This window comes from Nonomuraea sp. NPDC059023 (assembly GCF_042740095.1).
GTDB lineage: Bacteria > Actinomycetota > Actinomycetes > Streptosporangiales > Streptosporangiaceae > Nonomuraea.
The window spans coordinates 1-21,028 of record NZ_JBHYIO010000060.1 but is presented as its reverse complement, the minus strand read 5'-3'; the positions used below and the strand labels follow the sequence as shown (position 1 = coordinate 21,028).

Genomic DNA, 21,028 nt, shown 5'->3' with positions numbered 1-21,028 from the left:
ACTTTCCGTTGACGATCTGTGAAACGCAACGTAGCCTTTCCGCGATTCGAAAGGGGTGCGACAAGCATGCACGTAATAGCGATTTCCACGATCAGCGACGAGCGGGGATTCTGGGACACGCTCAAGCAGGCGCACGGCCGGCTGCCCGCGGGCGCGCGGTGGCTGGTGGCGGTGGCGAGCACCGACGGGACCAAGGCGGTCAACGTCATCGTTCACGACTCGATCGACAGCGTGAAGGCCATCCTCGACGGCCCCCACGCCACGACGGAGTACGTCGAGGCCGACAGTGCCAACGCGGTCGGGCTGCCCGGATGACCCCGGAACGGCTGCTGGAGATCCTCGACGAGTTCCAGACCCCGAGCGCCGCGGTCGGCATCCTGCACAACGGTGAGATCACCGAGCTCGCCGCCGGAGTCAGGCATGTCGTGACACGGGAGCCCGCGACGCCCGGCACCATCTACCAGTGCGGCTCCCTGACGAAGACCTGGACCGCGCTCGCCTTCATGCAGCTCGTCGACGAGGGCAAGGTCGCCCTGGACGAGCCGGTGCGGACCTATCTGCCCGAGTTCGCGGTCGCCGATCCGGAGGTCGGCGCCGCGGTCACACCGCGCCATCTGCTGAACCACACCAACGGCATCGAGGAGTCCTTCGGCGATCCCGGTGAAGGCGACGACGTCTATGAGCGCATGATCCGCAACATCGCCGGGGCGCCGCAGGTGCACCCGCTGGCGTACACCCATGGATACAGCGCGGCGCTCGGCTACGCGGTGCTCGCGCGCATCATGGAGGTGGCCGACGGGCGGCACTGGGACGACATCATGAAATATCGGCTCTTTGAGCCGATGGGGTTGACCAGTACGAGCAGCCGGCGTGAGCACGTGGACCGGACACGGGCGGCCACGGGGCACGTCGTCCGCTCGCCGGAGGAAGGGCCGATCGTCTCGCCGGTGGACTACCTGCCGCGCTCCTTCGGCCCCGGCGGCAACCTCAGCTCGACGACCGGGGACGTGCTCGCGCTGGCCCACGTTCTGTTCAACGGCGGCAAGGCGGCCGCCGGCACGCGGATCGTCTCGGCCGCGGCCGTTCAGGAGATGATGCGGTCACGCGTGCCGGTGCCTGATCCGTACATGTTCGGTCCGGAATGGGCGCTCGGACTCATCGTGTGCGACTGGCGCGGCGAAACCGTCTACGCGCACGACGGCAGCACCATCGGCCAGAACGCCCGGCTGCGCGTCCTGCCGGACTCGAACCTCGCCCTCACGATGCTGACCAACGGCGGGCCGCGCGACGGCCTGTACCGGAAGGTGTTCAACGAGATCCTGGCCGAGCTCGGCGCGGTCACGATCCCCGCCCTCCCCGCGCCCGCCCCGGATCTCAAGCTCGATCTTTCCCGGTACGACGGCGTCTACGAGCGACCGGACGTCCGCTACGAGGTGAAGGCGGAGGGCGAGAAGTTGTTCATGACCCTCTTCCTCAACCCGATGGAGGCCGCGTTCCTCGGCAAACCGGACCGCCTGACGTACGAACTGCTGCCGGTGAGCGACACGCACTTCCTGATGCCCACCGAGGAGGACACCCAGACCGTCGCGATCTACGACTTCAAGGACGGCGCGGCCCAGTACCTTCACACCAACTGCCGGGTGACGCCCAGACGCCCGGCATAAAGTTCGGGAATGTACACCTCGTCGCTCTCCGCCGAGGAGGCGGAACGCATCCGCCAGTAGCATCAGCGGGCCTCCGAGGCCGCGAAAGCGAGGCGGGCTCGGGCCAGACGTTCACGTACCTGGGCAGGACTCTGGTGGTTCCGCCGGAGGTGCAGCCGATCACCGGAATGTCCCATCTGCTGGGGGAGGCGGTGCTGAACGAGGTCCGCCCCGACGATCGTGTCCTCGACATGGGCACCGGCTGCGGGGTCAACGCCGCCGCCCGGCGACCTCGACCCCGCCTCCGGCCAGGCCCGGCCGTCCTACACGCCGCCGAAGATGGTGCGAACACCTTCACTCTGCTCGCCTTCTCCGGCCACACCTCGGTCGCCTCGCTGGCGCGTTACGCCCGGGTCTCGCCTGACGCGCTGGCCCGCTGGCGGGAAGGCCGCGACCCGGCGTCCCGCCGACGCTGAAGCCGGGCCGGTGGTCGGAGGGGAAGTACCGGGTGGTCAGCCGGCGGCGAGCGAGGTGGCGGGGATGAGCATGCTGTCCCTGTCGGGTGGCAGGCGGGGCGGTCGGACCGTCGGAAGGCTAGCGGACGGGCTTGACCTTGATCGGTGGGATGCGCCGCAGGCAGGAGGTGTCGCCGAGGCGTTCGTGGCGGATGAAGCCGGTCACGATCGCTTTCGCGCAGCCGGTGGCGTCGAGCTCAGGTATGTGCCCGGTGTTGGGCACCGGCAGGAATCGGGCGCTCGGGAACTGCGCAGCGTTGCGCCTGCCGTTCTCGTCGGAGGTGTTGCTGTCGAGGTCGCCGGAGATCACGAGCGTGGGCACGTCGGGGAGTTTCCCGGTCAGCGTGTACGGCCGGGCCGTCCCCTCCTTGGGCCAGGCGATGCACAGGTCACCGCCGTCGAGCGGGCTGGTGGCGAAAGCGCGCGGGCTGAATGCGCCGAACTCGGCGGGGCGGGCGCCTTGCACGGAGCGGTGGAACTGCCGCCACCGCTCGCGCAGGGGTGCGTGCACCGACCACGGCCTGGCGTAGTCGTTGCACACCACACTGGTGCTCAGTGCCTGGTCGTCCTGGTCGGCGGCTAGTTCCTTGAACACGCCGCCGATCTCGTTGACCAGCGGGCGGAAGTCGCCCCGGGCCGCGTGGTGGAAATGGGCCGGCAGGCGGCCGAGCAGCGACGACTTGCCCGGTGCGCTGCCCACGGCGTGGCTGGCCGGGAAGGTGAGCACGAGGGCCAGTGTGGACTCGGTGAGCGTGAGGGCGCGCGGTTTGCCGTCCACGGTGATGGTCATCGGGCGGGGCTCGGCACGCAGCCGGGCGTTGACGGTCCGCAGGTCGGCGACGACGGCGTCGCCGTCGCAGGCGGCGGCGCGCTCGCAGATGCGCCGCAGGGTGAGGGAGATCGCCCTGGCGCTGGGCCCGCCCAGGGGGTCGAAGCCGACCGGGTAGGCGCCGGAGAACAAGATGGAGCGCACGGTTTCCGGGTGACGTTCGGCGTAGATCGACATCAGGTAGGTGCCGTAGGAGACGCCGTACAGGACGATCTGGTCGAGGCCGAGGCGGCGCCGTACCGCGTCGATGTCGTCGGCGGTCGCGGCCGAGGTGTAGCCCTCGGCGCGGGGGCCCAGGGTGGCGGCGCAGCGGGCGGCGGCGCGGCGCAGCTCGGGCCGGGTGAGCAGGGCGAGGCGGGTCAGGCCGCAGGTCAGCTTGCCGGACTGGCCGGTGCCGCGCGGGTCGATCAGCAGCAGGTCGTGGTCGGCGGCCAGCGATCTGGTCAGCTTGGTGTATCCCTTCGCGGACTCGATGGCGCCGCCGCCGGGGCCGCCCGGGTTGACGACGATGGTGTTCTTGGCGGGTTTCGACTCGTCCTTGCGGCGGATCAGGGCGTAGGCGACGTCGACGGTGCCCAGCGCCGGCTTGCCCGTCACCAGGGGGCGCGACTCGGATCCGCATTCCACACGGTGGCCGGCGACGGTGGGACACCAGGCAGGCGCGCTCTGCGCGGGGGAGGGCGATGACAGCACGGACACAACCGTGGTGATCGCCATGAGAGCGGAAATCAATGATGTTCCTGTCTTTCGCGAAGGCGGGTCAGCCGCAGAACAGCGAGTCGATCACCTTGAAGAGCTGCGCCGGCTCGGCGAACTTCGGGTTGGCCGTCGTCAGGTTGAGCACGGCCCGGTGGCGCCTGTCCAGCGTGGAGGCGACATAAGTGGCGTAGCCGGAGATGCCGCCGCTGTGCCCGTAGACCTGCTTGCCGCAGGACGTGGCATACCGGAAGATGCCCAGGCCGGGCTCACCGTCGCCTTGGTCACCGGCCGGCGGGGCCGTGACGTCGAGCATCTCGCGCAGTTGTGCCGGCTTGAGCACCTTGCCGGCCAGCAGGCGCTCGATGAACCTGTCCAGGTCGGCGGTCGTGGACACCATCCCGCCCGCCGCGTTGGCGGCGGTGGTGTTGAGCCGGGTGAAGTCCACGGGCTTGCCGCCGATCCACAGGTAGCCGCGCGCGTGCGGCCGGGGCAGGCTCACCTTGTCGCCGGGATACCAGGTGGAGCGCAGGCCGAGTCGCCGGGTCGCCTCCTGGTCCCACGGGTTGCCGGTCACCTTCTCGATGATCATGCCGAGCAGGTAGTAGTTGGCGTTGGAGTAGGAATGCTTGGCGCCGGGGGCGAACCGCCGGGGCGAGTCGTCGGCGAGCTTGACGAGTTCCTCGGTCTTGACGTGGGTGTAACGGTACTTCTGCGTGCCTTCGTCGCCCAGGTACTTGGTGTTGCTGGCGTCGTCGCTCAGGCCGCTGGTGTGCCGTAGCAGCATCCGCACGGTGATCTTGCCGCCGTCCTTGAGCACGCCGGGCAGGTAAGTGTCCACCGTGCCGTCAAGCCGGACCTTGCCCTCGCCGACGAGCCGCAGTGCTGCCGTGGCCACGATCATCTTGGTCACGCTGCCGATCCGGAAGTGCCCGTTCAGCGGCACCGGCGTCTTCCTGCCCCACACCGCGGTCCCCGAACGCGCACTCCACGTGCGCCCGTCCTGGACCACGCGCACGACCGCGCCCGCCTGGCTGAGCGCGGTCAGCTCGTCCAGGTTGCGCTGCACGACGGCCTTACGGCTGTCGAGCGCCGCCTGAGCGGGTGCCGAGGTCGCCGTCACGGCCGCCGCCGCGGCCAGGATCGCGGTCAACGTCTTCTTCATGGGATTCGCCTTTCTCACACATCGGTACGGCGGCGCCGTCTGCGGCCCGCTCGTTCATGGGGATGGTTCGACCCTAGAAGCGCCGTTGACCGGGAAAATCGGCCCAGAGACCGATCCGGGGCAGAGCCCGCGGAAGGAGCCGGACGCGGCCGCGTGTCTTTGGATACGCGACCTAAGTCGGAGCTCGTTTAGGCTGGTGCCTCCCATGACAACCCAGGTGCCGGCGTCCGTGTCCGCGCTGCGGCGGTGGCTGACCGGGCATCCGCGCGCGGCTGATCTCCTCTTGGTGAGCACGTTGATCGCCTTCGACGTGCTGGTCTGGGCCGACTACAGCACCGACGACGGCCTCCTGAGGCCCGCGCTGATCGTGGCGCAGGTGGTGCCGCTGCTCTGGCGGCGCACCCACCCCTGGACGGTCCTGGCTCTGGTGAGCACGTTGAGCCTGGTTCAGGGCGTGACCGCGCCGCCGGACGATCACACCGGCGGACTGTTCGTGGCCTTCGCCGGATACGCCGTTGCCCGCCATGCCCGCCCGCCGCTCAGCGCGGCGGCGATTCCCCTCGTGGCCGCCACCCTCCTTCTGCCCGACCTGATCCGGACCTGGCTCGGCATGCCGCCATCCACCGACCCGGGCTGGAGTGTCACGGCCCTTCTGCTCCTGCTCGCGATCTCCGCGGGAGCGTGGTCGCTGGGGTTCGCGCACCGCCGTACCCACCTCTATGCGGTACGTCTGCGCGCCGAGCAGGAGCGCAGCACCAGGCGCGCTGTCGCGGCCGAACGCGCCCGCATCGCCCGCGACCTGCACGACCTGATCGCCCACCACGTCAGCGTCATCGCCATGCAGGCCCGCTCCACCGCCGAGACCCTGCCGGAGGAACCCGGCCTGGCCGTGATCGGAACCTCGGCCGACACCGCCCTGACCGAGATGCGCAGAATGGTCGGCCTGCTGACCGACGACCACGACGGCCCGCAGCCCTCCCTGGCCCACCTCGACGCTCTCACCGCCCCGTTGAACGCCGCCGGGTGCCGGGTGGAGATCACCGTACCCAGCAGCCTCACCGCCCCGGACGCCGTGCAGATCACCGCCTATCGCATCATCCAGGAGGCGCTCACCAACGTGCTCAAGCACGCGGGCGCCACCACCGTCGACCTGACCCTGCGCCAGGCGCCGGGAAGACTGACCGTGACCGTCATCAATGGCCCACCTTCGCGCCTCCGGCCTCCGGCCCCGCAGGGCTCCGGGCTCGGCCTGATCGGCATGCGCGAGCGCACCGCCCTCTTCGAGGGCACCTTCAGCGCCGGCCGTACGCCCGAGGGCGGCTGGCGCGTCGAAGCCGCCCTTACTTGGCAGGAGACATGACCCCGATCCGGCTGCTGATCGCCGACGACCAGGAACTCATCCGCGCCATCCTCAAAGCCACCCTCGCCCGCCGCCCCGGCTTCACCGTCGCCGGCGAGGCCCGCGACGGCGAACAAGCCATCGCCGCCGCCCTCGACCTGCGCCCCGACGTCATCCTCATGGACGTGCGCATGCCCGGCCTCACCGGCGTCGACGCCACCCGCCGCATCCTCACCGAGTGGCCACACCCCGAGCCCTGCCCCCGCGTACTCATCCTGACCACCTTCGACCTCGACGAGTACGTCCACGACGCACTACGGGCCGGAGCCAGCGGCTTCATGCTCAAGAACGCCACCCCCGACCAGCTCGCCGAAGCCGTCCGCGTAGTCGCCGCCGGCGAGGCGATGCTGGCCCCCACCGTCACGCGGCGCCTCATCGCCACCTTCGCCGCGACCCCGCCGCCCTCTCCCAAGGCCGTACCCGAGGCTCTCGCCGCCCTCACCGAACGAGAACTCGACGTCCTGAACCTGCTGGCCCGCGGGCTCTCCAACGCCGAGATCGCCCAAGCCCTGAACCTCACCCAGACCGGCGTCAAAGGACGCGTCAACCGCCTACTTGGACGGCTCGGGCTGGCCAATCGCGTACAGGCGGCGATCCTCGCCCAGGAACATGGACTGACCACGCCGCCGGGGACGTGATCACGGCCGATATAGCCGATGCTTCCCGCCTTTCGGAAACGCGGGGGTTTCCGGCGCCAGCGCCATCGGCGCAAAGCTCCGGAGGTCTATACGCCCTCATCCACTGCGCCCTTGTCCTCGGGCTGCTCGGGGGTCTCGCCGAGTTGGCGCAGGCCGTCGGTGGGTGCGGAGGAAACGATGGCATAAGCCCGCTCCCGCACCGAGCCGACCAGCCGCTCCAGTACCGTCACCCCGGGCAGCAGCACCCGATGCCGCCGCAGCCACGCCACCGACTGATCGAACAACGCCGTCGACCCCTCGGCATGCGTCCATGCCCGCCGTGCAGGAACGTCCGGAACCGCTTCGACAGCACCCGGCCCTCCCACGACTTCGTCGAAGCCGCGGTAGCCGTAGGCATCCCGGATCATCCAGGCGTGCTCGTAGACCGTCGTCGGCCGCTCCCCGTACCTCTTCACCTGCGACGGGTCACCGATGCCCAACTGCTCGGCCAGGTAGTCCACCACCGGCCACGGCACCTGCAGGGGGTCCTCCAGGAACAGACCTTTATGCCGGACCGTCCCGATCGGCAGCGATGGCATCTCACCGAACGTCGCGTACGCCGTCCTCTGCTCATCAGACAAAAACTCCGCAGGCCTGACCGACGACCGTAGGCACACCACACATCTAGATCCTGAACGGAAATGATCAACCGCAAGACGACCTGCCGAAGCGTCCAGCTAAGTTACTCGCGGGTACCGCCAACGGCTGTCCGCAGGTTCCTCAACTCCGGGATTCACCCGGCGGGTCGTCGCCCACAGCGACCTCGTCAAGGACGGCTGGAAGGTCGACTGTTTCACCTTCCTGCCGGCCAGGTCGTGAGCAGCGAGTGGAGGGTGTCGAGGATGCGGGCCCAGGAGGCGCCGGAGTCGCGGGCGCCGTGGCTGAAGCCGCCGGTCCGCTCCAGGCTGACGTAGCCGTGGAAGGTGCTGTGCAGCAGGCGTACCGCGTCGGTCTCGTCGGGCTCGGGCAGCGCGTAGCCGCGCAGGATGGCGCGGGCCATCGCCGAGTGCCGGCGGGCGGCGTCGGCGGCGGGGCCCTCGGGGTCGATCTCGATCTGGGCGGCGGCGTAGCGGCCGGGGTGTTCCGTGGCGTAGTCGCGGTAGGCGTTGGCGAAGGCGGCCAGCGCGTCCTTGCCCGAGCGGCCGGCCAGCGCGGCGGCGGCCCGCTCGGCCATCTCGGCCAGGGCCAGGGCGGCCATCCGTACGCGTAGGTCCTGGGCGTTCCTGATGTGGGAGTACAGGCTGGCGTCCTTGACGCCGAACCTGCGCGCGAGCGCGGAGACGGTCACGTTCTCGAAGCCGATCTCGTCGGCCAGTTCCGCGCCCGCCCTGGTCAGGCGGTCGGCGCTCAGTCCCACGCGTGCCATGTGACCATCTTCCTAGAGGGATTAATCATTTGCATAGTATCTCTAGGAAAAGTTAGCTTCGCCGGTATGAGACCACTGACCGAGCGTGAGATCCGTGCCTCCTTCGTCAACTGCAGCAAGGGGGAGGCCAAACGGCTGGCCGTACCCAGGGATCTGGCCGAGCGGCCTTGGGATGACCTGGACTTTCTCGGCTGGCAGGACCCCGCCGCGCCCGAGCGGGCCTATCTCGTCGCCGACGACGGCGTGACGTTCGCGGGGGTCGCGCTGCGCCGCGCCGCGCCGAACGCCCGGCACGTACGGCGCAGCATGTGCTCCATCTGCCTGACCAGCCACATGGGCGACGGCGTGTCCCTGCTGACCGCGCGCAGAGCCGGGAAGGGCGGCCAGCAGGGCAACTCCGTGGGCGCCTACATGTGCACCGACCTGGCCTGCTCCCTCTACCTGCGCGGCAAGAAGGACGCCGGGCCCGGCGCGCGGCTGCACGAGTCGCTGACGCTGGACCAGCTGGCCGAGCGGACCGTGGCCAACGTCAACGCGTTCCTGGAGAAGGTCACCCTGTCGTAAGCCGCAGCCGCTCGACGAGGTCGTGCAACTGGTCGCGTTCCCCGGCGCTCAGCGGAGCGAGAAAGGCCTCCTGCGCCTCGGCGAGCACCCGCGCCGCCTCCTTGAACGCGCGCTCGCCCGCGCCGGTGAGCGTCACCACGTGCTTGCGCCGGTCCGCCGTGCTGCGCGAGCGGCGGGCGTACCCGCGCTGCTCCAGGTCGTCCAGCACGGCCACCATCGTGGTCCGGTCCAGGCCGGTGGCCTGGCACAACTCCTGCTGCGAGTGACTGGCGCCGCGCATCTCCTCGATCACCCGCACGTGCCGGCCGCGCAGGCCCAGCGGCGCCAGCACGCCGTCGAACCGCGCCCCGGCCTGGGCTCCGAGCTTGACGAGCAGGTAGCCCGTCTGGGTGTCGAGGCGTGGCTCCATGAACCCCAATCTAGGGCCTTCACGCGGGCACATCGATTCCTTATGCTGATAATCAGCTCTACTGATAATCAGAATGAGGGAACATGTTGGACAGGATCATCCTGGTGGTACTCGGCGTGATCACCGCCACGCCGGTCGCCGCCCTGTTCGTGCCCGCGTCCCTGATCACCGCGTACGGCATGGCGGTGCCGTCCGACCCGATGGCCCTGGCGCTGCTGCAACACCGCGGCATGCTGCAGGCGGCGCTGGGCGCCGCGCTCGTCTGGGCCGCCTTCCAGCCCCTGGCCCGGATCCCGGTCGCCGCCGCGGCCATCGTGACCAAGGCGACCTTCCTGGTCCTGCTCGGGCCCGAGCGGTTCGGGGACACGCTCGGCGCGCCGTTCGACGTGCTGGCCATCGTGCTGCTGGTCGTCGTGATCGTCCGCCGCAAATTCGACACCAGATAGTTTGAGGTCGTACTATCAGACGTATGCGTACTCTGATCCGTGGCGCCCGCGTCTTCACCGGCGAGCGCATCCTCCCCAAATCCGATGTCCTGATCGTCGGCGACCGGATCGCCGAGCCCGACGGGCTGCGCGCCGACGTGGAGATCGACGGGACGGGCAAGACCCTGCTGCCCGGCCTGATCGACGCCCACGTGCACGTCTCCGACGGCATGCTCGCCCAGGCGCTCACGTTCGGCGTGACCACCGAGCTCGACATGTTCTGCCTGCCCGGCAACCTCGCCCGCCAGCGCCGGCTGGCGGCCGAGCGCGACGACGTGGCCGACCTGCGCAGCTCCGGCGTGCTGGCCACCGCACCCGGCGGGCACCCGAGCCAGATCATGGCCGCCGAGGGCGGCGCGCTCGACTGGCTCGGCGACGCGGTGGGCCCCTTCGACACGATCGCCGACGCCGGGCAGGCCAAGGCGTTCGTGGCGGCGCGGGTGGCCGAGGGCGCCGACTACCTGAAGATCGTGATCGACAACGGCACGAGCGCCGGGCTCGACCTGCCGGTGATCGGCCCGGACGTGGTCGAGGCCCTGGTCGAGGCGGGGCACGCGGCGGGGCTGCGGACGATCGCGCACGTCGCCACCGCCCGCGACACCGCCATCGCGCTGGACGCCGGCATCGACGGCCTGGCCCACGTCTTCCACGACAGCGCGCCCGGCGACCCGGTGACCGAAGAGCTGGCCGCCCGCGCCGCCGGGCAGGGCGTCTTCGTGGTCAGCACGCTGGCGTACATCGAGTCGATCACCCAGGACCCGCGCGGCGCCGAGCTCGTGCGTGACGAGCGGATCGCCGCCCGCCTGCCCGAGCAGGCCAGAGCGGCGCTCGACCGCGACCACTCGGTCGTCCCCGTCCATCCGCAGGGCGTCGTCAACGCCCTGAGTACGGCCGCCGTCCTGCACCGCGCGGGAGTCGCCCTGCTGGCCGGCACCGACGCGAACTTCTTCACCCCGCTGCACGGCGCGAGCATGCACCGCGAACTGCTACTGCTGGTCGAGGCCGGCCTCACCCCCCAGCAGGCGCTGGCCGCCGCCACCCGCCTGCCCGCGCTCCACTTCGGACTCACCGACCGCGGAAGCATCCTGCCCGGCCTGCGCGCCGACCTCGTCCTGGTCGACGGCGACCCGACCCGCGGCATCACCGCCACGCGCGCCATCGCCGAGGTCTGGCGCCGCGGCGTACGCCAGCCGCGCTGACCCACGGCAGGAAAGACCGGTCACCCAAGATTCCGGACCTGCGCACGCCCATTCCTGGGGTACGGCCCCGCCCGCTCCGATAGTCGAGTCATGACTCAGACGAAGAGATGGCTGCGATTCGGACTGCACTACCTCGAGATGGCCGTCGCGATGCTCGCCGGCATGCTGCTGCTCGGCCTGCTGTGGGACGCGGTCCTGCCCGGAACCCGCAGAACCGACGTCGACGTCCTCATCATGGCCGCCGACATGACCGTCGGCATGGCGCTGTGGATGCGCGTACGCCACCACGCCTGGCCCGCCATCGCCGAGATGAGCGTGGCCATGATCGCCCCGTTCCTCCTGTTGCTCGTCCCGTACTGGTTAGGGGTGATGTCCGGCCATCTGGTGATGACGATCGGGCACGTGCTCATGTTCGTCGCCATGGCGGCGGTCATGCTGTGGCGGCGCGAGCAGTACCTGAACCATGAGCATCGGCTGGATCCTCGCTGGTTCGGGCGCGCGGGGGTCGTGCTGGTCGCGCTGCTGATCCCCGCGTCGGTCTCGGGGGTGAACACCGCGGGGAAGTTCGCCGGTCTGTACGCCGCCCGCGCCGACGCGGTCACGGTACGGCCGGCGGGCAACCAGGCCAGGCACGACCCGGCCAAGCCCACCGTGGCCCTGCTGGTCAGCGGCGGCGGCACCAACGCCGGCGACCTGCTCGGCCCGTACGAGGTGCTGGCCGGCTCCGGCCGCGTCAACACCTACGTCGTCTCGCCCGGAGCCCGGCTGGTGCCGCTGACCGGCGGTCTCGACCTGGTGCCCGACCTGACCTTCGGCGAGCTGGACCGGCGGCTGGCCGAGCGGCGCGACACCCTCGACGCCGTCGTCGTCCCCGCCCTCAACCACCCGGCCGAGCTCGGCGCGATCACCGCGTGGCTACGCCGGCAGGCGGCGGCAGGGGCGCTGGCCGTCAGCGTGTGCGCGGGGGCCCGCACGCTGGCGGCCAGCGGACTGCTGGACGGCCGGCCCGCGACCTCCCACTGGTGGCGGCTGCCCGAGCTGCGCGCGGACTACGGCAAGGTCGGCTGGGTCGGCGGCCGCCGCTACGTGGACGACGGCGAGGTCATCTCCACGGCCGGCGTGCTGTCCGGGATCGACGGCGGGCTGCGTGTCCTGGAACGGCTGGCCGGCATGGACGCGGCCCGCGAGGCCGCCCGCCGGGTCCACTGGCGCCACTACACGCCCGGCGGGTCCGGGTCCGTCCCGGTCTCCAGCTGGGAACCGGCGGACGTGGCCGTCGTCGCCCTGAACTCCTCCTACCAGGTCGGTCCTTCCGCCATCGGCGTCCGGCTGGTCGAGGGGACGGGGGAGCTGGAGCTGGCCTCGGCGTTCGCGACGTACACCGAACACTCCATGATCGGGCGGACGGTCGCGGTCGGAGAGGGGCCGATCAGGTCGCGGCACGGCCTGACGTTCGTCCCGCGCGCCCGCGACGCCGGCGGGCTGGACCGTCTGCTGGTACCCGGTACGGCCGCCGCCCGGGGCCGGGAGGCGGGCGCGGTGTATCTGCACACCGGCGCCGAGTTCGCCTTCGACCCGGTCCTGCGTGACATCGCCCGCACCTACGACGTGCCGACCGCCCGGTGGGCGGCCAAGACGCTGGAGTACCCCGTGATGGACGTGGACCTGCGCGGCAGCGGCTGGTTGTGGCCGGCGACGATCGTCCTGCTGGTGCTCCTGCTTCTGGGCGCCGTCGCGGCCGTCGCCGGCCGCCGGGCGGTGCGCTGGGCGCTCGGCCGCCGGGGGAGCCGGTAGGGCCCAAGGCGTGGGCATTTCCGCGGATGCGGCCTAGTGTGGTGGGTTGACTCTTCTTCTGACTGTTCGTCAGAGGCCTGCCATAGGGGTGACGCATGCGGATCGCGATCGTGGGAGGTGGGCTGGCGGGTCTGACCACCGCGTGGCTGCTGAACGACGAGCACGAGGTGGTCGTGCTCGAAGCGGCCCGGCACGCCGGCGGGCAGGCCCACAGCGTGCGGGCCGAAGGCGTCACCGTCGACCTCGGCGCGCAGTACCTCTCACCGACCGGCTTTCCCGCGCACGGCCGGCTGCTGCGGCTGCTGGGACTGTCCGGCGCCGACCTCGCCCCCGCGCCGCTCACGCTCACCGTGACCGGGCCGGACCGGGCGGCGCCGATGCTGGTCACCCCGCACCTGCCCGACGAGCGGCGCGGTGATCGCGCACCGGTGACGGGACGGCCGTGGAAGGCGCTGGAAACGTTTCTGGCCGCCGCGGCGAAGTTCCAGGCGACCGATCCGAGCTGGGAGATCCCGCTGGCCGAGCTGGTCGAGCCGCTGCCGCTCGCGCGCGAGACCAAGGACTGGCTGCTCTACCCGTTGCTGGCCCACCACGTCCGATGCGCCAACGAGCAGGCGCCCGAGGTGTCGGCGCGGGCGGCGATCGAGTTCTGCCTGAGCGTGTCGGCCGCCTCCGGGGAGCACGCGCCGCTGTGGTCGGCCCTCGTCCCCGGCAGCCAGGACGTGACCAGGAGGCTGGCGGACGCGCTGCCGCCTGGAGCGGTCCGCACCGGCTCACCCGTCGGCGCGCTGCGCCGCGACCACGGGCGGTTCGAGGTCGTGGACGCCGCGGGCCGCGCGGTCGTGGCCGACTGCGTGGTGCTGGCCCTGCCCGCGCCCGCGGCGCTGTCGCTGCTGTCCCCGCTGGCGGGCACGCATCGGCTACGGCTGGCGCTGGGCGCGTTCACGTACACGCCGGCCGAGGTCGCCGTCCACCTGGACCCCGCCTACCAGCCCGCCGACCGCCGGCACTGGTCGGCGGTGAACCTGCAGGTGCACGACGGCTGGGCGGAGGCCGCCCACTGGTACGGCCCGGCCCTCGGGGTGGACGTGTTCAAGAGCTGGATCACCTACCGCGACCGCCCGCCCGCCGAGGTCGTCGCCCAGCGCTCCTTCCGCCAGCTCGTCGTCACCCCGGCGGCCGTACGGGCCCGCGCCACGCTGGCCGCCCGCCAGGGACAGGGCGGGATCTACCTGGCGGGCAGCCATCTGACCGGCAGCGACAGCCAGGAGAGCGCGGTCAGGTCGGCGCTCGCCGTCGCGGAGCTGCTGACGCCGGGTGCCGCCCGGCTGCGCGAGCTGACCGGCGGGATCGTTTCCCCGGCCTGACGTCCCGGGCCGCGTCAGGGGTGCTCGCCGACGAGGCGGGTGAGCAGGTCGATCAGGTGCCGGCGCTCACGTACTTGCGCAGGTGCTGGGCGGTCAGGGAGGAGCCCTGGCCGATGAGGTCGGCCGGGGTGCCGGAGAAGACGATCTGGCCGCCGTCGTGTCCGGCGCCCGGACCCAGGTCGATGATCCAGTCGGCGTGGGCCATGACGGCCTGGTGGTGTTCGATGACGATGACCGTGTTGCCGTCGTCTACCAGCCGGTCCAGCAGAGCGAGGAGCTGGTCCACGTCGGCCAGGTGCAGGCCGGTGGTGGGTTCGTCGAGGATGTAGGTGGAGCCGTTCTTGGCCATGTGGATGGCGAGCTTGAGGCGCTGGCGTTCGCCGCCGGACAGGGTGGTCAGGGGCTGGCCGAGGCCGAGATAGCCGAGGCCGACCGCGTTCAGGCGCTCGAGGATCGTCCTGGCCTGGCCGGTGGTGAAGAAGTCGCGGGCCTCCTCCGCGGACATGGACAGGACCTCGCTGATGTTCTTGCCGCGCAGCCGGTACGACAGCACCTCGGCCGTGAACCGCTTGCCGTCGCACTCGTCGCAGACCGAGCCGACGTCGGCCATCATCATCAGGTCGGTGTAGATCATGCCGATGCCCTTGCAGGCCGGGCAGGCGCCTTCCGAGTTGGCGCTGAAGAGGCCGGGCTTGACGCCGTTGGCCTTGGCGAAGGCGGCGCGGATGGGGTCCAGGACGCCGGTGTAGGTCGCCGGGTTGCTGCGCCGGGAGCCGCGGATCGGCGACTGGTCGGCGACGACCACGCCGTCGCCGCCGGACACGTAACCGTGGATGAGCGAGCTCTTGCCCGATCCGGCCACGCCGGTGACGACCGTCAGCACGCCCAGCGGGATGTCGACGTCGACGTCCCTGAGGTTGTGGAGGGTGGCGCCGGTGACGGGCAGGTGACCGGCCGGGGCGCGGAACGTCTCGCGTAGCCGTACCCGATGGTCGAGGTAGCGGCCGGTCAGGGTGCCTGAGGCGCGCAGCCCGTCGAGGTCGCCGGCGTAGCAGAGTTCGCCGCCCGCGGAACCGGCGCCGGGGCCGAGGTCGACGACGTGGTCGGCGATCTCGATGGTCTCCGGCTTGTGCTCGACGACCAGGACCGTGTTGCCCTTGTTGCGGAGCTGGAGCAGGAGGTCGTTCATGCGCTGGATGTCGTGCGGGTGCAGGCCGGCGGTGGGCTCGTCGAAGACGTAGGTGACGTCGGTCAGGGGCGAGCTGAGGTGCCTGACCATCTTGACGCGCTGCGACTCGCCGCCCGACAGCGTCCCGGATTCGCGGTCGAGGCTGAGGTAGCCGAGGCCGATCTCGACCAGCGAGTCGAGTGTCGTGGCGAGGGTGTCGATCATCGGCCCGACGCCGGATCCCTTGAGCCCGCGGACGAACTCGGCCAGGTCGTTGATCTGCATGGAGGAGCAGTCGGCGATGTTGCGGCCGTCGATGAGGCAGGACAGCGCGGCCTGGTTGAGGCGGGAGCCGCCGCAGTCCGCGCAGGTGCCGAGCTTGATGGCGCGGTCGGCGAAGGCGCGCGCGGCCGACTGCATGGAGTCGCGCTCCTTGCCGATGAACTGCTTCCTGATCTTGGGGACCAGGCCCTCGTAGGTGAGGTTGCTCGTGCCGACCTTGACCTTGGTGACCGGCGCGTACAGGAGCAGCTGCCACTCCTCGGGGGTGAAGTCCCTGAGCCTGCGGTCGGGGGAGAAGAAGCCGGAGTTGACGATGATCTGCCAGTACCAGGTGTCGACGGCGTAGCCGGGGGCGGTGACCGCGCCCTCGTTGAGCGTCTTGTCCTTGTCGATCAGCTCGTCGACGTCGATGTCGGTGACCTTGCCCAGGCCCTCGCACGCCGGGCACATGCCCTCGGCCCGGTTGAAGCTGAAGTGCGGGGCGGGCCCGACGAACGGCTCGCCCAGCCGGCTGAACAGAATCCGGAGCATCGTGTACGCGTCCGTCGCCGTGCCGACCGTCGAACGGGCGTTGGCCCCCATCCGCTCCTGGTCGACGATGATGGCGGCGCTCAGGTTGTGCAGCGACTCCACCTCGGGCCGCGACAGCGGCGGCATGAAACCTTGGATGAACGCGGTGTAGGTCTCGTTGATCAACCGGCGCGACTCGGCCGCGATCGTGTCGAAGACGAGCGAGGACTTCCCCGACCCGGACACACCGGTGAAGACGGTGAGCCGGCGCTTGGGCAGATCGAGGGAGACCCCCTTCAGATTGTTCTCTCGGGCTCCACGGACCTGGATGAGGTCGTGGTTGTCTGCGGCGTCGTAGTCCGAAGGCTGCATGTCTTGAATTATTCCATTGACCTTGCCGTGAAAGGTTTCCTGGAAAATACCGAGGTGAATGCGCGGAAACCTTCAACCTGCCATCAAAGTCGAGCCCCGCCGAGCAGGTGCGTGATGGTCAGCAGGTAGTCGGCCTTCACCCGCTGCTTGTCCGCCTCCGGCGCCTCGGCGAGCGCGATCCCCGCCGCGCCCAGGATGTGGAAGGTGATGCGCGTCATCGGCTCCGTCGGCATGGCCGGAAGCTCCCCGGCCTCGACCAGCGAGGCGATCAGCGTCTCGATCAGCCCGTAGGCGTACTCCGCCTCGAACTCCTTCCACCGGTGCCAGCCCAGTGCCTGCGGCGCCTCCTGCCAGGCGACCCGCCCGTACACCGGGTCGCAGCAGCACTCCAGGAACTGCTCGGTCGCCGCCATCGCCGCCTGCCACGGGCTGCCGGCGCTCGCAGTCGCCTCGACCACCTGGCGGATCATCTCCTTCTCCAGCAGGTCGAGCACCGCCTCGAAGAGCGCCGACTTGTTGGCGAAGTGGTGGTAGACCGCGCCACGACTGGCGCCGATGTCGGCCGCGACGTCTTCCAGCGCGGTGGCGGCGAAGCCATGGTCGGCGAATCGACGGGTTGCCGCTTCGAGCAGCGCGGCCTTGGTCGCCTGGGAGTACTGCTCCCGGCGGCTCTTGACAGGAGGCATACGCGGAGTATACGACATACGCAGTGTATGTTTCCGACGCTAAGTAGGTCACCGATGTCGTGGGAATCGTCGCGCCAACGCCATCAGCTCGTGCACGCCGTACTCGCCGACATCGCCGCGACCGGCCGCCCCTTCGTCACCGGCGAGCTGGCAACGCGGGTGACGGCGGAGTTCGGGGACTTCGACGGGCTCCTGCGCGAGGTGCAACTGCGCTGGTACCGGGCCTTCGACGCCCGCCTCGACGCCCTGCTCGAGGACTGGCCGCCCGACATCGACGCCGCGCTGACCGCCCTGTGGCTCGACCTGTCCGCCGCCATGCCAGGAGCGAGGTTCCTTCTGGACGCCCACGCGGGCCGTCCCGCCCTCGCCGACCTGGACGCGCACCACCGCCGCACGCTGCACGCCGCGACGGGAGTCCACGCGGTACGGCTGCCGCGACCCCCGTCCCAACGCCGCCGCTGCCGGTGGTCCGTCGCCCGCACATCCACCGCGTGAGGAGTTCTCCGATGACGGAACTGCTGTTCAACCCGTTCGAGCCCGGCTTCACCGACGACCCGTATCCCGCCTACCGCAGGCTGCGCGAGTCCGAGCCGGTGCACGAGAGCCCGTTCGGCTTCTGGGTCCTGAGCGGGTACGAGGACATCGCCGGCCTCCTGCGTGCCGGCCTGTCCGTGGACGACCGCAAGCTCGACCCCGGCCCGGTCCGCGACCAGCGCGACCAGCTCGCCCACGCGGGCGACAACGTGCTCGGGATGTCCATGCTCGACCGCGACCCGCCCGACCACACCCGGCTGCGCTCACTGGTCGGCAAGGTGTTCACCCCGCGCAAGGTCGCGGCGCTGGAGCCGGAGATCACCGAGCTGGTCGACTCCATGCTCGACGAGATCCAGGCCGCCGGCCGGGCCGACCTCATGGCGACTCTGGCCTTCCCGCTGCCGTTCGCGGTCATCTCCAAGCTGCTCGGCATGCCGGACGCCGACCACGCCCGCATCCGCGACCTGAGCGGCCTGCTGGTCCGCACCCTGGAACCGGTCGCCGACCAGGAGCTGCTGGCGACCGTGTCCAAGGCCGGCGGCGAGATGACGCGGGTCATCCGCGAGGCGCTCGCCTGGAAACGCGCCCACCCGGCCCAGGACCTGCTCACCGCCCTCATCGCCGCCGAGCAGGACGGCGACAGGCTCAGCGACGACGAGCTGATCGCCCAGGTCGCCCTGCTCTACGTCGCCGGCCACGAGACCACGATGAACCTCATCGCCAACGGCGTCACCGCCCTGCTGCGCAACCCCGCCCAGCTCGCCCTGCTGCGCGAACGCCCCGAGCTGGCCGCCAACGCGATCGAGGAGTTCCTCCGCTTCGACAGCCCCGTCCAGCAGACCCGGCGCATCACGCTGGAGCCGTACACGGTGGGCGGCAGGACGATCCCGCCGCGCAGCTTCGTGCTGGCCTGCCTCGCCTCGGCCAACCGCGACGCCCGCTTCTGGGGAAGCGACGCCGAGGAACTGCGCATCGAACGCGAGCAGGCGCGCAACCACGTCTCCTTCGGCGCCGGCGTCCACTACTGCCTCGGCCCCGCCCTGGCCAGGCTGGAGGGCAGGGTCGCGATCGAACGCCTGGTCACCCGCTTCCCCGCCCTCGCCTTCGACGGCGAGGTGGAGATGAACGGCCGCATGAACCTGCGCGGCCCGGAACGCCTGCTCGTCTCCGTCTGATCAGCGCAGCGCGCCGAAGAACTCCGTGATCTCGCGCGCGACCTGCTCGGGCTCCTCATGGGCCATGAAGTGCCCGCCCCGGCCCGGCGTGCTCCAGTGCCGCAGGTCGGAGCACAGCCGCTCCGGCAGCGAGCGGGGCAGTCCGGTGTACGCGGGCTCGTTGCTGAGCGTGATCGCCGCCGGGACGGAGATCGGCGGGACGGGCCGGTTGTTCGGGTAGTCGTAGTACTGGCGGAAGGAGGAGCCGATGGTGCCGGTGGCCCAGTAGAGGGTGGCGACGGTGCACAGGGTGTCCTTGTCCCAGCGCTTCTCGAGGTCGCCGTCGCAGTCGCTCCAGTCGCGGTACTTGTCGATGATCCAGGCGGCCAGCCCGGCGGGGGAGTCGGCCAGCGCGGCGGCGATCGTGTCGGGGCGGGTCCACATGATCTCGCTGTAGCCCTGGTCGCGCTCGTCGTAGGCGGCCAGGTGGTCGAGGTAGGCCTGCTCCTCCGGCGTCGCGGGCCGCTGACCGAAGTCGGTGGTGAGGACGGCGGAGGTCACGTGCACGCCGGCCACCGATTCGGGGAACAACGCGCCGAGCCACTGGGTCACGCCGCCGCCGATGTCACCGCCGAACGCGCCGAAGCGCTCGTAACCCAGCACGCCGGTCATCAGCTCGTGCCAGGTCTCGGCGACGCCGCGCCGTGTGAACGCCCCCTCCGGCAGCTCGGAGAACAGGAATCCGGGCAGCGACGGGATCACCACGTCGAACCGCCCGGTCAGCAACGGCGCCACCCGCAGCATCTCCACGAAACTGCTCGGCCAGCCGTGGGTCAGCACCAGCGGCAGGGCGCCGTCCGGCCGCTCGGCGCGCAGGTGAACGAAGTGCACCTTGCGCCCGCCCACGTCGGCGAGAAACTGGGGGAAGGCGTTGAGCCTCGCCTCGGCCGCCCGCCAGTCGAACTCCCCGGCCCAGTAGGTAACGAGTTCGCGCAGATAGCCGGGATCGACGCCGGCCGCCCAGTAGGCCGCGTCGGAGGGCGTGGTGTAAAGGGTCCGCCTCAGGCGTTCCCGCAGGTCAAGCAGGACATCGTCGCCGATCGAAATATCGAATGCCTCGATTGTCATGGCCCTTTATACTGGACGCATGTCTACTCCCTACACGTCTTAGCTACCACACACGTTCCTCGCCATCCGTGTGTCCTTAAGTCGTTTCGGAGTGTCATCCCATGCTCACCTTCCGTGGGGTCGACGTGCGCGTCGGCGCCCGTCTTCTTCTTTCCGGCATCACCGCCCACATCGCCCCGGGCGACCGCGTCGGCCTGGTCGGCCGCAACGGCGCGGGCAAGACCACCCTCCTGCGTACGCTGGCCGGGCAGCTGCCCCCGGCGGCCGGCACGATCATCGTGTCCGGGCCGATCGGCTACCTCCCGCAGGACCCGGCCGCCGCCGACCCCGCCGTCACGGTCACCGACCGCATCCTGTCCGCACGCGGCATGGACGCCGCCGTACGCGAGCTGCGCGCCGCCGAGCAGGCCCTGGCCGCCGGTGACGAACGGGCGATGGCCCGCTACGTCCGCGCGGACGACGAGTTCCAGGCCCGCGGCGGCTACCCCGCCGAAGCCGAGGCGGCCCGCGTGGCCGCCGGGCTCGGCCTGCCGGAGCGGGCCATGACGCAGCCGCTCGGCACCCTGTCGGGCGGGCAGCGCCGCCGGGTCGAACTGGCCCGCGTCCTGTTCGCCGACCAGGGCACGCTGCTGCTCGACGAGCCCACCAACCACCTCGACGCCGACTCCGTCACCTGGCTGCGCGGCTTCCTGACCGGCTACTCCGGCGGCCTCGTCATGATCAGCCATGACGAGGAGCTGATCGCCGACGTGGTCAACCGGGTGTGGCACGTCGAGGCGGAGCACGCCGCGCTGGAGATCCACAACACCGGCTGGCACACCTATCTCACCGACCGCGCCGCCGGCGAGCGCCGCGACGCGCGGCACCGGGCCGTGGCAGAACGCAAGGCCGCCGCCCTGCACGCGCAGGCGGACAAGATGCGGGCGCGTTCCTCCACGGCGACGCGGGCGCGCGACATGGCCCGCAGGGCCGACCGCATGCTGGCAGAGGTACGGCCGGCCCGCCGTACCGGCAAAGTGGCGAAGATCCGCCTGCCAGAGCCCGCGCCGAGCGGGCGGACCCCGCTCGGCGCGGTCAGCCTCACCA

At 70.8% G+C, this 21,028-nt stretch carries 21 protein-coding genes; 13 read left to right on the top strand and 8 right to left on the bottom strand.

What is annotated here, in order from left to right:
• Positions 1–66: 66 nt before the first annotated feature.
• The 3 genes from ACFWYW_RS53900 to ACFWYW_RS53890 all read left to right on the top strand — a co-directional run bounded on the left by ACFWYW_RS53900 (position 67) and on the right by ACFWYW_RS53890 (position 2,119).
• The gene (locus tag ACFWYW_RS53900; protein ID WP_379625225.1) at positions 67–315 is read left to right on the top strand and encodes a hypothetical protein; all 249 of its coding nucleotides are present in this window, start codon (positions 67–69) and stop codon (positions 313–315) included.
• On the top strand, positions 312–1,664 hold the full coding sequence (locus tag ACFWYW_RS53895) for a serine hydrolase (protein ID WP_379625223.1): 1,353 nt from the start codon (positions 312–314) through the stop codon (positions 1,662–1,664). The genes ACFWYW_RS53900 and ACFWYW_RS53895 overlap by 4 nt, the downstream gene beginning before the upstream one ends.
• A gap of 167 nt (positions 1,665–1,831) precedes the next feature.
• A complete protein-coding gene (locus tag ACFWYW_RS53890; RefSeq protein ID WP_379641372.1) occupies positions 1,832–2,119 on the top strand; it encodes a hypothetical protein in 288 nt (95 codons plus the stop codon).
• A 118-nt stretch (positions 2,120–2,237) separates the two neighbouring features.
• On the opposite strand, the gene ACFWYW_RS53885 is transcribed toward ACFWYW_RS53890, so the two are convergent.
• Positions 2,238–3,614, bottom strand: a complete 1,377-nt coding sequence (locus ACFWYW_RS53885) for an alpha/beta fold hydrolase (protein WP_379641371.1) — start codon at positions 3,612–3,614, stop codon at positions 2,238–2,240.
• Between the two features lie 133 nt (positions 3,615–3,747).
• On the bottom strand, positions 3,748–4,848 hold the full coding sequence (locus tag ACFWYW_RS53880) for a serine hydrolase domain-containing protein (RefSeq protein WP_379625217.1): 1,101 nt from the start codon (positions 4,846–4,848) through the stop codon (positions 3,748–3,750).
• A 205-nt stretch (positions 4,849–5,053) separates the two neighbouring features.
• Here ACFWYW_RS53880 and ACFWYW_RS53875 point away from each other — a divergent pair, with 205 nt between their 5' ends.
• Positions 5,054–6,208: a sensor histidine kinase gene (locus ACFWYW_RS53875; protein ID WP_379625214.1), complete on the top strand. Its 1,155-nt coding sequence runs from the start codon at positions 5,054–5,056 to the stop codon at positions 6,206–6,208.
• Positions 6,205–6,885, top strand: coding sequence for a response regulator (locus tag ACFWYW_RS53870; protein WP_379625212.1), 681 nt, complete (start codon positions 6,205–6,207; stop codon positions 6,883–6,885). The genes ACFWYW_RS53875 and ACFWYW_RS53870 overlap by 4 nt, the downstream gene beginning before the upstream one ends.
• Before the next feature lie 86 nt (positions 6,886–6,971).
• Here the strand turns inward: ACFWYW_RS53870 and ACFWYW_RS53865 are convergent, their stop codons facing one another.
• The gene (locus ACFWYW_RS53865; protein WP_379641369.1) at positions 6,972–7,463 is read right to left on the bottom strand and encodes a DUF4158 domain-containing protein; all 492 of its coding nucleotides are present in this window, start codon (positions 7,461–7,463) and stop codon (positions 6,972–6,974) included.
• 254 nt (positions 7,464–7,717) lie between these two features.
• Positions 7,718–8,290 carry a TetR/AcrR family transcriptional regulator gene (locus ACFWYW_RS53860; protein WP_379625208.1) on the bottom strand — a complete coding sequence of 191 codons (573 nt, stop codon included), beginning with the start codon at positions 8,288–8,290 and terminating at the stop codon, positions 7,718–7,720.
• A gap of 66 nt (positions 8,291–8,356) precedes the next feature.
• Here ACFWYW_RS53860 and ACFWYW_RS53855 point away from each other — a divergent pair, with 66 nt between their 5' ends.
• Complete coding sequence (locus tag ACFWYW_RS53855) at positions 8,357–8,854, top strand: FBP domain-containing protein (protein WP_379625206.1); 498 nt, start codon at positions 8,357–8,359, stop codon at positions 8,852–8,854.
• Here ACFWYW_RS53855 and ACFWYW_RS53850 read toward each other — a convergent pair.
• Positions 8,841–9,263, bottom strand: a complete 423-nt coding sequence (locus ACFWYW_RS53850) for a MarR family winged helix-turn-helix transcriptional regulator (protein ID WP_379625204.1) — start codon at positions 9,261–9,263, stop codon at positions 8,841–8,843. The genes ACFWYW_RS53855 and ACFWYW_RS53850 overlap by 14 nt on opposite strands.
• An 83-nt stretch (positions 9,264–9,346) precedes the next feature.
• Between ACFWYW_RS53850 and ACFWYW_RS53845 the strand changes: the two genes are divergently transcribed.
• The 4 genes from ACFWYW_RS53845 to ACFWYW_RS53830 all read left to right on the top strand — a co-directional run bounded on the left by ACFWYW_RS53845 (position 9,347) and on the right by ACFWYW_RS53830 (position 14,108).
• Positions 9,347–9,709 (top strand): hypothetical protein, encoded by a 363-nt coding sequence (locus ACFWYW_RS53845; RefSeq protein ID WP_379625202.1) that lies wholly within the window; start codon positions 9,347–9,349, stop codon positions 9,707–9,709.
• A 23-nt stretch (positions 9,710–9,732) separates the two neighbouring features.
• A complete protein-coding gene (locus tag ACFWYW_RS53840; RefSeq protein WP_379625200.1) occupies positions 9,733–10,947 on the top strand; it encodes an amidohydrolase family protein in 1,215 nt (404 codons plus the stop codon).
• A gap of 90 nt (positions 10,948–11,037) precedes the next feature.
• Positions 11,038–12,741 carry a DJ-1/PfpI family protein gene (locus tag ACFWYW_RS53835; RefSeq protein ID WP_379625197.1) on the top strand — a complete coding sequence of 568 codons (1,704 nt, stop codon included), beginning with the start codon at positions 11,038–11,040 and terminating at the stop codon, positions 12,739–12,741.
• Between the two features lie 95 nt (positions 12,742–12,836).
• On the top strand, positions 12,837–14,108 hold the full coding sequence (locus ACFWYW_RS53830; protein ID WP_379625195.1) for an FAD-dependent oxidoreductase: 1,272 nt from the start codon (positions 12,837–12,839) through the stop codon (positions 14,106–14,108).
• A 52-nt stretch (positions 14,109–14,160) separates the two neighbouring features.
• Here the strand turns inward: ACFWYW_RS53830 and ACFWYW_RS53825 are convergent, their stop codons facing one another.
• Both ACFWYW_RS53825 and ACFWYW_RS53820 read right to left on the bottom strand, forming a co-directional pair.
• Positions 14,161–16,440, bottom strand: coding sequence for an ATP-binding cassette domain-containing protein (locus ACFWYW_RS53825; RefSeq protein WP_379625193.1), 2,280 nt, complete (start codon positions 16,438–16,440; stop codon positions 14,161–14,163).
• Positions 16,441–16,523: 83 nt separating this feature from the next.
• The gene (locus ACFWYW_RS53820; protein WP_379625191.1) at positions 16,524–17,126 is read right to left on the bottom strand and encodes a TetR/AcrR family transcriptional regulator; all 603 of its coding nucleotides are present in this window, start codon (positions 17,124–17,126) and stop codon (positions 16,524–16,526) included.
• A gap of 54 nt (positions 17,127–17,180) precedes the next feature.
• Between ACFWYW_RS53820 and ACFWYW_RS53815 the strand changes: the two genes are divergently transcribed.
• The gene (locus ACFWYW_RS53815) at positions 17,181–17,621 is read left to right on the top strand and encodes a hypothetical protein (protein ID WP_379625189.1); all 441 of its coding nucleotides are present in this window, start codon (positions 17,181–17,183) and stop codon (positions 17,619–17,621) included.
• A gap of 11 nt (positions 17,622–17,632) precedes the next feature.
• A complete protein-coding gene (locus ACFWYW_RS53810) occupies positions 17,633–18,835 on the top strand; it encodes a cytochrome P450 (protein WP_379625187.1) in 1,203 nt (400 codons plus the stop codon).
• On the opposite strand, the gene ACFWYW_RS53805 is transcribed toward ACFWYW_RS53810, so the two are convergent.
• Positions 18,836–19,942, bottom strand: coding sequence for an epoxide hydrolase family protein (locus ACFWYW_RS53805; protein ID WP_379625185.1), 1,107 nt, complete (start codon positions 19,940–19,942; stop codon positions 18,836–18,838). It lies immediately after the preceding gene.
• A 101-nt stretch (positions 19,943–20,043) separates the two neighbouring features.
• Between ACFWYW_RS53805 and ACFWYW_RS53800 the strand changes: the two genes are divergently transcribed.
• The coding region (locus ACFWYW_RS53800) for an ATP-binding cassette domain-containing protein (RefSeq protein ID WP_379641367.1) at positions 20,044–21,028 on the top strand (985 nt) is incomplete at its 3' end.